General features: G+C 71.4%; 13 protein-coding genes. 7 read left to right on the forward strand and 6 right to left on the reverse strand.

The window, feature by feature from the left end:
- Positions 1 to 145 precede the first annotated feature (145 nt).
- The 7 genes from ACLZN2_RS30265 (at position 146) to ACLZN2_RS30295 (ending at position 6177) form a co-directional block, all read left to right on the forward strand.
- On the forward strand, positions 146 to 1075 hold the full coding sequence (locus tag ACLZN2_RS30265) for an ABC transporter ATP-binding protein (RefSeq protein ID WP_416982541.1): 930 nt from the start codon (positions 146 to 148) through the stop codon (positions 1073 to 1075).
- Positions 1075 to 1944 (forward strand): ABC transporter permease, encoded by an 870-nt coding sequence (locus ACLZN2_RS30270; RefSeq protein WP_416982542.1) that lies wholly within the window; start codon positions 1075 to 1077, stop codon positions 1942 to 1944. Before ACLZN2_RS30265 ends, ACLZN2_RS30270 begins: the two co-directional genes overlap by 1 nt.
- Before the next feature lie 25 nt (positions 1945 to 1969).
- Positions 1970 to 3373, forward strand: coding sequence for a sensor histidine kinase (locus tag ACLZN2_RS30275; protein ID WP_416982543.1), 1404 nt, complete (start codon positions 1970 to 1972; stop codon positions 3371 to 3373).
- Entirely contained in the window at positions 3370 to 4038 is a 669-nt protein-coding gene (locus tag ACLZN2_RS30280; protein ID WP_416982545.1) for a response regulator, read from the forward strand. Before ACLZN2_RS30275 ends, ACLZN2_RS30280 begins: the two co-directional genes overlap by 4 nt.
- A gap of 131 nt (positions 4039 to 4169) precedes the next feature.
- Positions 4170 to 4811 carry a DUF6629 family protein gene (locus ACLZN2_RS30285; RefSeq protein WP_416982547.1) on the forward strand — a complete coding sequence of 214 codons (642 nt, stop codon included), beginning with the start codon at positions 4170 to 4172 and terminating at the stop codon, positions 4809 to 4811.
- An 82-nt stretch (positions 4812 to 4893) separates the two neighbouring features.
- A complete protein-coding gene (locus ACLZN2_RS30290) occupies positions 4894 to 5808 on the forward strand; it encodes a hypothetical protein (protein ID WP_416982549.1) in 915 nt (304 codons plus the stop codon).
- A 45-nt stretch (positions 5809 to 5853) separates the two neighbouring features.
- Entirely contained in the window at positions 5854 to 6177 is a 324-nt protein-coding gene (locus ACLZN2_RS30295; RefSeq protein WP_416982551.1) for an antibiotic biosynthesis monooxygenase family protein, read from the forward strand.
- 79 nt (positions 6178 to 6256) lie between these two features.
- Here ACLZN2_RS30295 and ACLZN2_RS30300 read toward each other — a convergent pair whose 3' ends face one another.
- The 6 genes from ACLZN2_RS30300 to ACLZN2_RS30325 are packed head-to-tail and all read right to left on the reverse strand — an operon-like array spanning position 6257 to position 13195.
- The gene (locus tag ACLZN2_RS30300; RefSeq protein ID WP_416982552.1) at positions 6257 to 8590 is read right to left on the reverse strand and encodes a discoidin domain-containing protein; all 2334 of its coding nucleotides are present in this window, start codon (positions 8588 to 8590) and stop codon (positions 6257 to 6259) included.
- Entirely contained in the window at positions 8587 to 9642 is a 1056-nt protein-coding gene (locus ACLZN2_RS30305) for a hypothetical protein (RefSeq protein ID WP_416982554.1), read from the reverse strand. Before ACLZN2_RS30305 ends, ACLZN2_RS30300 begins: the two co-directional genes overlap by 4 nt.
- Positions 9639 to 11042: an alpha-L-fucosidase gene (locus ACLZN2_RS30310; RefSeq protein ID WP_416982556.1), complete on the reverse strand. Its 1404-nt coding sequence runs from the start codon at positions 11040 to 11042 to the stop codon at positions 9639 to 9641. Before ACLZN2_RS30310 ends, ACLZN2_RS30305 begins: the two co-directional genes overlap by 4 nt.
- The gene (locus ACLZN2_RS30315) at positions 11039 to 11227 is read right to left on the reverse strand and encodes a DUF6903 family protein (RefSeq protein ID WP_416982558.1); all 189 of its coding nucleotides are present in this window, start codon (positions 11225 to 11227) and stop codon (positions 11039 to 11041) included. The genes ACLZN2_RS30310 and ACLZN2_RS30315 overlap by 4 nt, the downstream gene beginning before the upstream one ends.
- Positions 11228 to 11277: 50 nt before the next feature.
- On the reverse strand, positions 11278 to 12156 hold the full coding sequence (locus ACLZN2_RS30320) for a carbohydrate ABC transporter permease (protein ID WP_416982559.1): 879 nt from the start codon (positions 12154 to 12156) through the stop codon (positions 11278 to 11280).
- A 10-nt stretch (positions 12157 to 12166) separates the two neighbouring features.
- Positions 12167 to 13195 (reverse strand): carbohydrate ABC transporter permease, encoded by a 1029-nt coding sequence (locus ACLZN2_RS30325; RefSeq protein ID WP_416982561.1) that lies wholly within the window; start codon positions 13193 to 13195, stop codon positions 12167 to 12169.
- Positions 13196 to 13198: the final 3 nt, after the last annotated feature.

A 13198-nucleotide genomic window follows, 5' to 3' on the forward strand; every position in this document is an offset into this window, starting at 1 on the left:
AGGGAGCCGGAACGCGGTGAGGCCAGTGGTACCGGGGTACCACTGGCCCGCCGAAGATTCCCCCGGGGGCCCAGGCTTCGGGCCTCGCGTGCTCCTACCTTCGAACTCGGAAACCGCGAGTGCGAGGCAGGAAGGGCCCATTCCCATGATCGAGGCGCGTGAGCTGACGAAGCGGTACGGCGACAAGACGGTGGTCGACCATCTGAGCTTCACCGTGAAGGCGGGCGAGGTGACCGGCTTCCTCGGTCCCAACGGGGCGGGCAAGTCCACCACCATGCGCATGATCATCGGGTTGGACTCCCCCACCGCCGGTTCGGTCACGGTGGGCGGCAGGGCGTACGCGAGGCACGCGGCCCCGCTGCACGAGATCGGCAGCCTGCTGGAGGCCAAGTCCGTCCATCCCGGGCGCAGCGCGCGCAACCATCTGATGGCGCTGGCGCACACCCACGGCATTGCGCGCAGCCGGGTGGACGAGGTCATCGAACTGGCGGGACTGACCAGTGTGGCGGGCAAGCGGGTGGGCGCGTTCTCACTCGGCATGGGCCAGCGGCTCGGTATCGCCTCGGCGCTCCTCGGGGATCCGGCGATCGTGATGCTCGACGAACCGGTCAACGGCCTCGACCCCGAGGGTGTGCTGTGGGTGCGCAACCTGCTGCGCTCGCTGGCCGACGAGGGCCGGGCCGTGATGCTCTCCTCGCACCTGATGAGCGAGACCGCGCTGATCGCCGACCATCTGGTGATCATCGGCCGCGGACGGCTGCTCGCCGACACCACGGTCGAGGACTTCACAAGGGAGGCCGGCGGCAGCGGGGTGAAGGTCGCGAGCACCGAGGCGGTGCGGCTGCGCTCGCTGCTGGCCGGGCCGGACGTCACGATCACCTCCTCCTCGGCCGAGGAACTCCTGGTCAACGGGCGGGACGCCCGGGAGATCGGGGCGATCGCCGCGCAGCACGGGGTGCCGCTGTACGAGCTCACCCCGCAGTCCGTCTCGCTGGAGGCGGCGTTCATGGAACTCACCCGCGATGTCGTCGAGTACCAGAGTGCTCCGGCCGACACCGAGCGAAAGGCCGCCTGATGCCCACCACCGCACCGCCCCGCCCCCGGCGCTCCGGCCTGTCCGTGGCGCCCGACCCCGAGCGCGGCTCCGCCGCGCGGTACAAGGTGACCTTCGTCCGCGTGCTGCGCTCGGAGTGGGCCAAGTTCTGGTCGCTGCGCTCCAGTTGGATCACCCTGGGGGTCGCCGTCGTGCTGCTGGTGCTCTTCGGGGCGATCGCCAGCTACACCTACAGCCCGGACGCCGTCGCGGCCGGCGGACCGCCCGGTCAGGGGAGCGGCGACAGCGACGCGGTGAGTCTGGCACTGACGGGCGTGACCTTCGCGTCGCTGGCCATCGGTGTCCTCGGGGTGCTGCTGTCCGCGGGCGAGTACAGCACGGGCATGATCCGCTCCACGCTCGCCGCGGTGCCGCGCCGGCTGCCCGTGCTGCTCTCCAAGGCGGCCGTGATCGGTCCGGTCGCGCTGGTCCTCGCCACGGTCGGCGCGCTGGCCGCGTTCCTGCTGGGCGGCCCGGGTCTGGACGGTGAGCAGATCGCGCTCTCGCTGGGCGACGACGGTGTCCTGCGCAGCCTGGCGGGCGCCGGGGTCTACCTCGGCCTGGTCGCCGTGCTCGGTGTGGCGCTGGGCGTGTTGCTGCGCTCCTCCGCCGGCGCCATCGCGGTGCTGGTCGGCGTCCTGCTGATCCTGCCCGGGCTGGCCTCGCTGCTGCCGGACTCCTGGTACGACACCCTCAGCCCCTACTTCCCCAGCAACGCGGGCTCGGCCGTCTACGCCCTGCAGCAGTCCTCGGACGCCCTGTCGCCCGGGGCGGGGCTCGCGGTGTTCGCCGGCTGGGTGACCCTGGCGCTGGCCGGTGCGGCGTACCGGCTCGTCAGGTCCGACGTCTGATCCGGGCCCGGGGACAATGGTGTCCATGAGCGCGCAGCGCGCGGCGGACTCCGCCGACACCGCCCGGGGGTCGGCCCTCCCGCCGTCCCCCGGGTTCGACGCGGCGTGGGCGCATCCGCTGCTCGGGCGGCTGCTGCGCGACCAGAGCCGCAGACAGCGGCTGGACCGCCGGCATCCGTGGCTGCTGGACACCGCGGTCGTGCTGTTCGTCGTGGCGATCACCCTGCCCGATCTGCTGCGGGGCGAGGGGACCTCGCCGTTCGGCGAGCCGGACGCCCGCGACCAGGTGCCGTCCGCCGTCCTGTACGCCCTGTTCGCCGGTTTCGTCGTACCGCTGTGGTGGCGGCGCAGGGCCCCCGCCGTCACCTACTTCGTGATCGCGTCGGTGTCGCTGGTCCAGTGGTCGCTGGAGCTCTGGCTGCCGACCGGCATGGCCGCGCTGATCGCCCTGTACACCCTGGCCCGCCGGGGCTCTCTGCGGGTTCTGGGCTGGGCCGTCGCGGTGACGGTGGTGGAGCTGCTGCTGGCGGCCTTCGTCCTGATGCCGACGGAGCATCCGGTGCTGGGGGCCTTCCTCCTGCTGGGCACGGTGACCGCGGCCGTCACGGTCGGGCTGACCCTGCGGATCCGGCGGATGTACCTGGAGGCGCTGGAGGACCGGGCCCGGCGGCTGGAGATCGAGCAGGAGCAGCGCATGCGGCTCACGGCCGCCGCCGAACGCTCCCGGGTGGCGCGCGAGATGCACGACATCGTCGGCCACAACCTGTCCGTCATGGTGAGCGTGGCCGACGGCGCCGCGACCCTCGCCGGCAACCGGGGCGAGCGGTCGGCCGAAGCACTGCGCATCCTCGGCGACACCGGCCGCCAGGCGATGAGCGAACTGCGCCGGGTGCTGGGTGTCCTGCGCGAGGAGCAGCGGGACGAGGCGCGGATGCTCGGGCCGCAGCCCGGCGTCGGGGACCTGGACCCGCTGCTGGGCCGGGTCCGCGCGGCGGGCGTGGGCGTGACCTACCGGACCGTGGGCGACCTCGGCTCCCTGGGCAGCGGTGTCCAGCTGACCGTGTACCGGATCGTGCAGGAGGCGCTGACCAACACGCTCAAGCACGCGGGGGCCGGATCCTCCGCCGAGGTCACCGTCACGGCGGAGGCCGGGGAGGTGCGGATCAGGGTCGCCGACACCGGCGTACCGTCCGGGGCGCCGCCGCGTGCGCGGCGGGGCGGGGACGACGACGGGCCCGGGCACGGCCTTGTCGGCATCCGGCAGCGGGCCGCCATGTACGGCGGCACCGTCATCGTGGGTCCGCGCGACACCGGGCACGGCTGGCTCGTGGACGTCGTGCTCGACGTACCCACCGCATCCACGGCATCCACCGCCTCCACTCCGTCCACTCCGTCCACCCCGTCGGCTCCGGGAGAGCAGCTGTCATGACCACCGTGCTGATCGCCGACGACCAGCCCCTGCAGCGCATGGGCTTCCGCATGCTGATCGAGGGCACCCCGGGCCTGGACTCGGTCGGCGAGGCGGCGCACGGCGCCGAGGCCGTCCGCCTGGCGGCGGAACTGCGCCCCGACGTCGTCCTCATGGACGTCCGGATGCCCGGCATGGACGGTCTGGAGGCCACCCGCCGGATCGTCGCCGCCGGCGGCCGCACCCGCGTCCTCATCGTCACCACGTTCGACCTCGACGAGTACGCCTACGAAGGGCTGCGCGCCGGTGCCAGCGGCTTCCTGCTCAAGGACGCCCGGCCCGAGGAACTCGTCGCGGGCATCCACGCCGTGGCGACCGGTGACGCGGTCGTCGCCCCGAGCCTGACGCGGCGACTGCTGGACGCGTACGCCCATCAGGTCCTCGCGCCCAGCGAGGCGCCCGTGGCCGAGGATCCCCGGCTGCGGACGCTCACCGACCGCGAACGCGAGGTCCTCGTCGCCATCGGGCAGGGCTGGACCAACACCGAGATCGCCGAACGGCTCGTCCTCACCGAGTCCACCGTGAAGAAGCACGTCGGCCGTGTCCTCGCCAAGATCGGCGCCCGGGACCGCATCCAGGCGGTGATCACGGCGTACGACGCGGGGCTGGTCCGGGCGAGGCCATGACCAGGGGCGTCCCGGCGTCAAGCCCGGGACCGACTGCCGGCGGCGGTCGGGGAAGCCCTGTCAGAGGCCCGAGCCCAGGATGAGGCGTGGCAGGGCGGACGTACCCCGAAGCCCGGCCCTAGGCTGGGCGGATGTGCTGGAGTGCGACGGCCGATCTGGTGGCGGGGGCCGGGATCGCGGTCGTCGGGGTGGCCTCGGTGGGGCGGGTGCGGGAGAGGCGGGATCTGCCGCTGGCCGCGCTGCCGCTGCTGCTCGGGGCCCATCAGATCGTCGAGTCGGTCGTCTGGCACCGGGGCGGGGGTGGCGGGCCCGCCACCTACGTCTGGGCCGTCATCGCCCTGCCGCTGCTGGCGGTGTGGGTGCCCTTCGGCGTGTGGTGCGCCGCCGCGCCGACCGCCCGTCGCCGGCTGGTGCTGCCGCTCGCGGTGGGGGTCGCGACCGCCGCGGTCCTCGCGTACGGGCTGGCCGACGGCCCGGTGACGGCCGAGATCCACGGTCGTACGGTCGGTTACGCGTTCGGCCTTCCGAACCCCGCTGTCCTCGTCGTGGGGTATCTGATGGCCACGGTGGGGTCCCTGCTCCTGTCCGGCGACCGGCGGCTGTGGCTGCTGGGCGCGCTCGTCGGCGTCGGGGCGCCGGCGTGCTGGGCGCTGTGGCGGCTGGAGTTCGTCTCGACCTGGTGCGCGCTGGCGGCCGTGTGCTCGATGCTGCTGTTCGACTGGGCACGCACCCGGCCCGCCGCCTCCAAGTCCCCCGGAAATCTGGTCACTTGAGTCCCAAAGTGGCCGTGTTCCTTGGTGACCGGGACCGCGTCCCGGCGTGCGCGGTCCGGCGGGCCGGTGAAGGCTGTTGACCATGGCGGGCAAGCGACGGCGCGGTGGCGGGACGTACGAGGTGGAGGCGGTGCTCGACGGCCTCTACACCACCCCGCCGTCCGGTTTCGTCGCGCGCAGAGAGGAACTGGCGGTGGCCGCCAGGGCGGCGGGCCGGCCGCAGGACGCCCGCCGGATCCACGAGTCCCGCCGGCCCACCCTCGCCGCCTGGGCCGCCAACCTGCTCCTGCGGTCGCGCCCTGAGGAGAGCCACCGGTTCCTGGAGCTGGGGCAGGCGCTGCGCAAGGCCCACGAGGACCTGGACCCGGCCGGGATCAGGGAGCTGTCCGCCCAGCGCCGCCGGGTCGTCGCCGCCCTGACCCGCCAGGCGGCCGAGCTCGCGCTCGACGCCGGGCAGCGGCTCTCGGACGCCGTGCTGAACGAGGTCTCGGCCACCCTGCGGGCCGTGCTCACCGACCCGGACGCGGCGGACCGGTGGGCCGGCGGCCGACTGGACAGCGCCCTCGTCCCACCGTCGGGCTTTCCGTCGGCGCCCGCACCGGAGGGCGCCGTCCGGAGCAGGCCACCGCGTCCTCCTCGATCGGACGAACTCGCCCAGCGGCGCCGGAAACGTCTCACCCGGGCCCGCCAGGAGGCCGAGGCCGCCACACGCAAGCTCGACGACCGGCGCGCGGAACACACCGACGCCGAGACGGCCGTACAGCGGGCCCGGGACCACCACAGCCGGGCACAGCACGAGGTGGACGAGACGCAGGAGCGCCTGCGGCGGGCTCAGGAGGCACTCCGTACGGCCGCCGGGGAGGAGCAGCGGGCCGAGGACCGGTACCGCACGGCCGCCGACGCGCTCGCCCGCGCGGAGCGGGAGGCGCGGCAGGCCGTCCGGGAGCTGGAACGGCTGGAACCGCCTCCCCCGGAGGAACCTCCCGCCCAGGAGTAGGGGGCGGTCCACTCCCCCGGTCGCCCCGGGAGGCAGGATGGGGGCATGAGCGTAGTCAAGATCAACGTACTGACCGTCCCGGCCGAGCAGCGGGAGACCCTTGAGAAGCGGTTCGCCGCGCGAGCGCACGCCGTGGAGAACTCCGACGGGTTCGAGTGGTTCGAGCTGCTCCGCCCGGTCGAGGGCACCGACACCTACCTCGTGTACACGCGCTGGCGTGACGAGGAGTCGTTCCAGGCGTGGATGGAGGGCCCGATGAAGTCCGCGCACCGGGGCGGCGCGGAGGGCGAGCAGGCCAAGCCCGCCGCCTCCGCCGCCACCCTCTGGTCCTTCGAGGTGGTGCAGCAGGCGGCGCCGAAGGGCGAGTAGCCGGTCGCGCCGGTGGGTGGACGGGGGAGATGCGGGTGATGTGCACCCGTCCCATCGTCCGTCCACCCAACGGGCGCGGTCATCCGTCGTATACGGCGATCTCGGTCATCGTCGGTGTGTACTGCTCCGTGGCGATCTTCCCGGTGAGCGCCACCCGCAGCCGGGACGTCGTGACACTGCCGAAGCCGGTCACGGTGAGGTCATGGCCGATGCCGGTGTCCCGGCTCGCGAAGGTCACCCACGTGCCCGTCCCGGTGTCCCAGCGCTGCAGCTCGAAGGTCCGCACCCGCGGGTTGGTGCCGGAGTCGGTGTACTCGTCCAGGAAGACCTGGTCGAAGGTGGTGTCCGCGCCGAAGTCGATGTCGAGGGTGACCGGGTAGGCCGCGTCGTCGGCCGCCGCCCAGCGGGTGGTGAGGCTGCCGTCGGTGAGCTTGTCGGCGGTGAGGGTGCCGTTCGCCCCTGGGTGCGTGGAGCTGGCGGTGACCGGTCTGCCGAGCGCGAGGTCGACGCGGTTGTCGGTCTCCTCCTCGACGGGGTCGTCGTCGACGGGGTTCTCCACGCGGGTGCCGACGGGGCTCTCGGCGATGCCGATGTCCGGGGCGGCGCCGTAGTAGAGGTGGGTGCCGAGGAAGTCCTCGGTGCCGAGGTGCGGGTTGTACCGGCCGGCGTCGATGAGGGGTGAGTCGGCGCGGAGCGCGAAGTGCGCCGCCGCCTCCCGGATCCGGTTCACGCCCAGTCCGGTGAGGTAGTCGTCGGGGTCGCCGACGAATCGTGGGTCGGCCCGCAGGCCCCGGGGATCCGCGGGCTCCTGCGTGGAATGGGTGCCGCTCGCCTCGTAGTAGTCGTTGTTCGAGAACACCGCCTGCCGTAGCGCGCCGGTGCGGCGGTACCAGGGTGTCGCGGTCGTCGTCGAGGTGTTGTGGAAGACGTTGTTGAGGAAGTAGACCCGGCTGAGGAACGTCTCGTCGTGGACGTGGTCGAGGTCCGCTCCGTCGTAGACGAAGGTGTTGTTGGTGAAGTACGTCGGCGAGTAGTTCGTCGACAGCATGTTCTTCACCAGGACGCCGTTGTCGTTGACGCTGAGGTTGTAACGGGCCACGGAGTTCGCGCTGTTGCCCATGTAGGCCATCCAGCCGGCCGCGTTGTCGTGCGAGTAGTTGAACTGGTACGTGACGTTGAAGTTGGTGTACTCCAGGTCCCAGGGGGTGCCGTCGTACTCGTTGTCGGGGCCGCCGTAGACCTCGTTGTACTGCATGACCGAGTCGGCGCCGGCCCACAGGTAGAGCGCGCAGGACACCGCGTCGTAGCGCTTGAGGAAGCCGTTGACCTCGTTGTACTCGACCGTCATGTTCTTGGTGTCGGCGAGCTGGATCGCGCCCTGGCCGATGCTCTCGGCGTAGTTGTGGCCGATGTGGACATCGCGGCTGTAGAGGTCGCGGGTGCGGACCCACAACTGCTCCCAGCCCTCGTGCCACTTGCCGTTCTCGTCGTACTGCCCGGCGTCCGTGCCGTCGGCCGCGAACCAGTTGAACGCGAACTGGACGGCGTGCAGTTCGACGTTCTCGAAGGTGTTGTTCTCGATCCGGACGTCCTTGAAGTAGTGGCCGCCGGTGCCGTACTCCTTGTAGCTCTTGCTGCCGAAGACCTGGAAGTCGACCGCGCCGTAGTGGATCTTCTGCCAGTAGCTGGGCCCGTCCAGGTTGTGGACGTGGACGTTCGAGATGCGGAAGTGGTCCATGACGCTGTCCGCGCCGCTCGCCAGCAGGTCGGCGTTGATGGAGATCATGATGCCGTCGCGGACGTACGTCCCCGAGGTGATGTTCGTGGCGAAGTCGTCGTCGTTGGACAGCTCGACGTTGTCGATGTCCCAGTACTGCTGGTTGCGCAGCACGATGGCGCCGGTCAGTCCGACGGTGGCCGGGTTCTTGGTGCCGTCCGACCTGAAGGGGCTGGGCACCTTGCCGTTCGTCGCGATGTAGGGGCGGCGGGCGTTGGGGTCGCCGTACGCCGAGATGGTGATCGGCCTGCCCGCGCTGCCGGAGCCCTTGGGCCACAGCTGCTGGTCCTGCCACTGCTCTCCGGCCTTGAGCAGGATGCGGTCGCCGGGGGCGAACGTCGTCGCCGTGGCCTTGGCGAGGGTGCGCCAGGCGGTCGCCGGGGAGGTGCCGGCGGCGGTGTCCCGGCCGAGCGTGGCGTCGAGGTAGTAGTCCTTGCCGCCGGTGGTGTTCGGCGAGTTGCCCGGCCAGGCCGCCTTGATCGCGGCGCGGGCTGGGGTGTGGTGCCGGGTGGTGGTGGCATGGGCCGCCGGGACGAGCGCACCTACGAGCAGGGCGGCGACCAGGGCGGCGAGCAGGGCGACGAAGCTCGCGTACGGCGTCCGCGGGCGGGGTGGTCCGGTGTCGACGGGTCTCATTGCTGCACTTCCTCCGCGTTGATGGCGTCCACCGCCGAGGTGTCGACATCGATGTCGCTCCGGTCGACACGGCGCTGGAGGTACTGGTCGAACTTCTCCTCGACGAGCGAGAGCCGGATCCGCCGGGCGTACGCGGCGAACGCCTTGTCCTCGTCGACCTTCTTGCCGTGGAGCTCGTAGTAGGTGAGCTGACCGGTGCCCTGGACGGGGGCCGAGATCGCGCCCGGCGTGAGCTTGCCGAGCACGGCCGCCAGGTCCTGGTCGTGGGCGTTCAGCCCGCCCGAGGCGCCCACGTCGTACGTCCCCCTCGTCAGCCGCGCGCCGGGTTCCGCGTCGGCGACGGCCGCGAGGGTCCTGGCCTCGCGCACCCTCCGCCGCACCTGGTCGGCGGAGGTCCCGTTCCGCACCGGCACGACGAGCCGGGAGTACGTGTACGTGGTCGCGTTGGCGCTCCAGTCGTCGCGGTCGGCGTCGAAGGTGCGGCGGACCTCGGCGTCGGTGACCTTCAGCGGCGCGTCGGTGCCCTTGCCGAGCCGCTGTTCGAGGGCTGTGGTGACTTCGGTGAGGCGGTGCGTGTAGTACTCCTCGGCGGAGAACCGCGCGACGCCGTACACGGTCCGTCCCGTCGCCATGGCCTGGGCGCGGGAGTCGTTCTCATCATCCAGGTCGGCGAGGAAGGCCTTGTGGTCGACGGAGTCGACGAGCCCCTGTTCCTTGGCGAGGACCAGGATCGTCTTGTCGTGCCGGATCTCCTTCAGGGCCCTGTCCTCCAGCCGCTGGAGCGCGGTCCTGCCGCCGACCTCGGCGCTCCAGTTGGGGGTGCCCACCAGGCTGTAGCGGGTGCGCAGCTCGTTCTGTACGGTCGGGGCCAACCGGCGCATGTGGAAGAGGAGTTCGGCGCGGGTCACCGGGTGTCCGTCGATGGTGGCCACGTCGTCGGAGGAGTCGTGGCCGCCGTGGACGGCGACCAGAGTGGCGACCAGCGCGGCGAGGGTGACGCAGGCGCCGGTGACGTAGAGGATCAGGCGCTTCATGAGGATCAGACGCTTCATGACGCCGCTCCGATCGCCGCGACGCGGTCGACGACGGGGGTGTCACGCGTCTCCCGTATCTCCACGACCACCGCGTCCACCTCCACCGGCGCGAACGTGAGGATGCGGCGGTGGCCGACCGCATGCGCCTCGGCGAGCGTGGTCCAGTGGCCGTCCCGGTGCCGGCCCCGGACGACGACGTGCTCGATGCGCTGGCCCTGCGCGATGTCCTCGCCGACGACGACCGCTTCGACGTACCGGGGCCCTGCGAACGACAGGGTGACGGCCGGCAGCGGATCCGACGCGTCGGGCCGCCAGCCGGTCGGGAGTTCACCTGCCTCGCCGGACGACACGGTCACGGTCGTCGCCTCCAACCCTCGGGCCTTGAAGTCCTCGATGCGCCGCCCGAGTTGCTCCAGCGCGGTCACGTCGGGGTCCGGGAGCCGCCCGTCCCGGGCGGGCGGAACATTGAGCAGGAAGCAGGAGTTGCCACCGACCGCACGCAGATGGATGGCGAACAGCTCGTCCACGGAACGGACTTGGGCGTCCTCGGCCGGGTGGTGGAACCAGCCGGGGCGGATGGAGGTGTTGACCTCGGCCGGGTACCAGACCAGGTCGTCCTCGTGTCCGGCGAGCGCGGTGCGGCTGCCGAGGTCGCGGTCGTCGCTGCGGACCAGCCGGGCGAAGGCGCCGTCGTCGGCGCGCTGGGAGCGGTCGGCGGTGCGCTCGGCGTCCTGGAGGGCGCGCGGGACCACGCTCCACTCGTCGGGGCGGGTCTCCCCGGCCTCGTTGCCGCACCAGCGGACGTCGGGCCCGCACACGCTGATCACCGCGTCCGGCTGGAGCTCCCGGACGACCGCGTAGTACCGGTCCCAGTCGTAGAGCTGCCGCTTGCCGTTGGGGCCCTCGCCGTTGGCGCCGTCGAGCCACACCGAGAACAACGGCCCGTAGCGGGTGAGGAGTTCGGTGAGCTGGGCGACGTAGAAGTCGTCGTACGCGGTCCCGGAGCCGTAGGTCGCCTCGGTGCGGTCCCACGGGGAGAGGTAGATCCCGAACCGCAGTCCGTGCCGCCGTGCCGCGTCCGCGACCTCCGCGACCACGTCGCCCTGTCCGCCGCGCCAGGGCGAGGCGGCCACCGTGTGGTCGGTGACGTCGCTCGGCCAGAGGCAGAAGCCGTCGTGGTGCTTGCAGGTGAGGATGACGCCGGTCATGCCGGCGCTCCTGAGTGCCCTCACCCATTGGTCGGCGTCGAGGGACGGCGGGTCGAAGAGGGCCGGGTCGTCGTGGCCCTCGCCCCACTCCCGGTCCGTCATCGTGTTCATCCCGAAGTGCAGGAAGCCGTAGAACTCCATGGCCTGCCAGGCGAGTTGCCGAGCGCTCGGTCGTACGGCGGCCAGTTCGCGTCCGGTCGGCGCGCTCACCGGAACCGCCGGTTGTAGACGGCGAGCAGGGCCAGCAGACCGGCCAGTCCGGCGAGCATGACCAGGAGGTGTCCCCACCCGACGGTCGTACGGGCGGTGACGACGAGCGCGACACAGGCCGCCACGACGAGCGCACGGGCGGCGACCAGCAGCGCCGTACGCGTCGCTTCCTTCATGTCCTTCATCTCGGAGTTCCTTCCGCTGGTACCTTCCGCTGGTGGCGCGCGGGCGGGGATCAGCCCTTCACCCCGCCGGAGGCGATGCCCTCGATCAGGCGGCGCTGGATGAGCGCGTAGACGAGGAGGACCGGCACGATGACGATGACCATGCCGGCGTACAGGCGCCCGTAGTCGGCCGCCGCCTTCTGCGCGGTGAACAGGTTGAGCAGGCCGACCTGGAGAGTCTTGTCGTCGCCCGGGAGCAGGGTGAGCGAGATGATGAAGTCGTTCCAGTAGGCGAGGAAGTCGAACAGGATCACGGTGGTGACCGCCGGGCGGGCCATCGGGAGCATGATCCTCGTCATGATCCGCAGGCGGGACGCACCGTCCAGGGCGGCGGCCTCCTCGTACTCGACCGGGATCGACCGGAAGTAGGCGGTGAGGAGGTAGACGGTGAAGGGGATCGAGGTCGCCGCGTAGACGAGGGACAGGATCGCCGGGTTGTCGATGAAGAAGCCGCCGGGGAAGACGTCGATCAGCGCGCGGTCCCAGTCGACGAGCATCAGGAAGATCGGTACGACGATGTAGTTGACGTTGACGAAGAGGCCGGCCATCAGCGCGGTCTCGACGAGACGGCGGCCCCGGAACTCGTAGCGGGCGACGACGTACGCCGCCGGTACCGAGACCGCGAGGACGAGGACCAGGCCGAGCAGGGTGACCAGCACCGAAGTCAGGAAGTACCGGCCCATGTGCGCGGTGACGAACGCGTCGGTGTAGTTGCGCAGGTGCAGGCTCTTCGGCAGGGTCCACGGGCTGCCGAAGAACTCGCTCTTCTGTTTGAGGGAGGCGAGCAGCACCCAGGCGACCGGTACGGCGACGGACAGCGCGAGGGCGGCGACCAGGGTGTGGGTGAGCAGCCGGGCGGCGCGGGGGCGGGGGGCGGCTGGGGTGGTCATGGGTCCGTCCTCAGAACTGGAGGGGCTCGCGGCGGGTCGCCCGGCTCACCAGGAGCGACACGAGGAACGAGAACGCGAAGACGACGACGCCGATCGCCATGCCGTAGCCGTACGACGAGTTCGTGTACGCCTGCTTGTACATGTAGCTGAGCAGCACCTCGGAGGAGCCGTCGGGGCCGCCGCCGGTCATCGCGCGGACCAGGACGAAGCTGAGGTTGACGGAGCTCATGATGAAGAAGGTCAGGGTGGTGCGCAGGTTCTGCCAGATCAGCGGCAGGGTGAGGGCGAAGAACTGGCGGACGGCACAGGCCCCGTCGAGGGCGCTCGCCTCGTAGAGCTCCTCCGGGATGCCCGCCATGCCCGCCATGTAGAGGACCATGTAGTAGCCGAGCGACTGCCAGACCATGGCGATGGCGATGGCGTACACCACGATCTTCTGGTCGCCGAGCCAGATCTGCTGCCAGCTGTCCAGGGACAGCAGCCGGAGGGTGCCGTTGAGCAGCCCGTTCTTCTGGTCGTAGACGGCGGAGAAGATCGCCGCGATGACGACCACCGAGAGCACGTTGGGGATGTAGAGGACGAACCGGTAGAGGTTCCGTCCGCGCAGCCGCTGCCGGGTCATGACCGCGGCGAGGAACAGTCCGGAGCCCATCGTCACGACGGTCACCACGACGAGGAGCGCGACGGTGTTCTGGAAGGCGCGCACGAACTGGTCGTCGTCGAGGAGGCGTTGGAAGTTGTCCCACCCCACGAACCGTTTCTGCGGGGAGAAGCCGCTCCAGGTGTAGAAGGACATCCGGAACACGTTCACGGTCGGGATGATCATGAAGACCGCGAAGAGCACCAGTGCGGGCAGCAGACAGGCCAGGACGAAGCCGGTGTTGCCGCGCCCCGGGACCGCCGCCCGCCGGGGAGGTGCGGGCGGCGGGGTCCGCGGGGTCCGCTTTCCCGGCGTGCGGTTCGTGGCGCCCGGGGGTGGGTTCGTCGAGTCCGGGGGTGGGTTCGTCGAGTCCGGGGGTGGGGTGGAGAGCGTCGTCACCGC

The organism is Streptomyces sp. T028 (genome assembly GCF_048159505.1).
GTDB lineage: Bacteria > Actinomycetota > Actinomycetes > Streptomycetales > Streptomycetaceae > Streptomyces.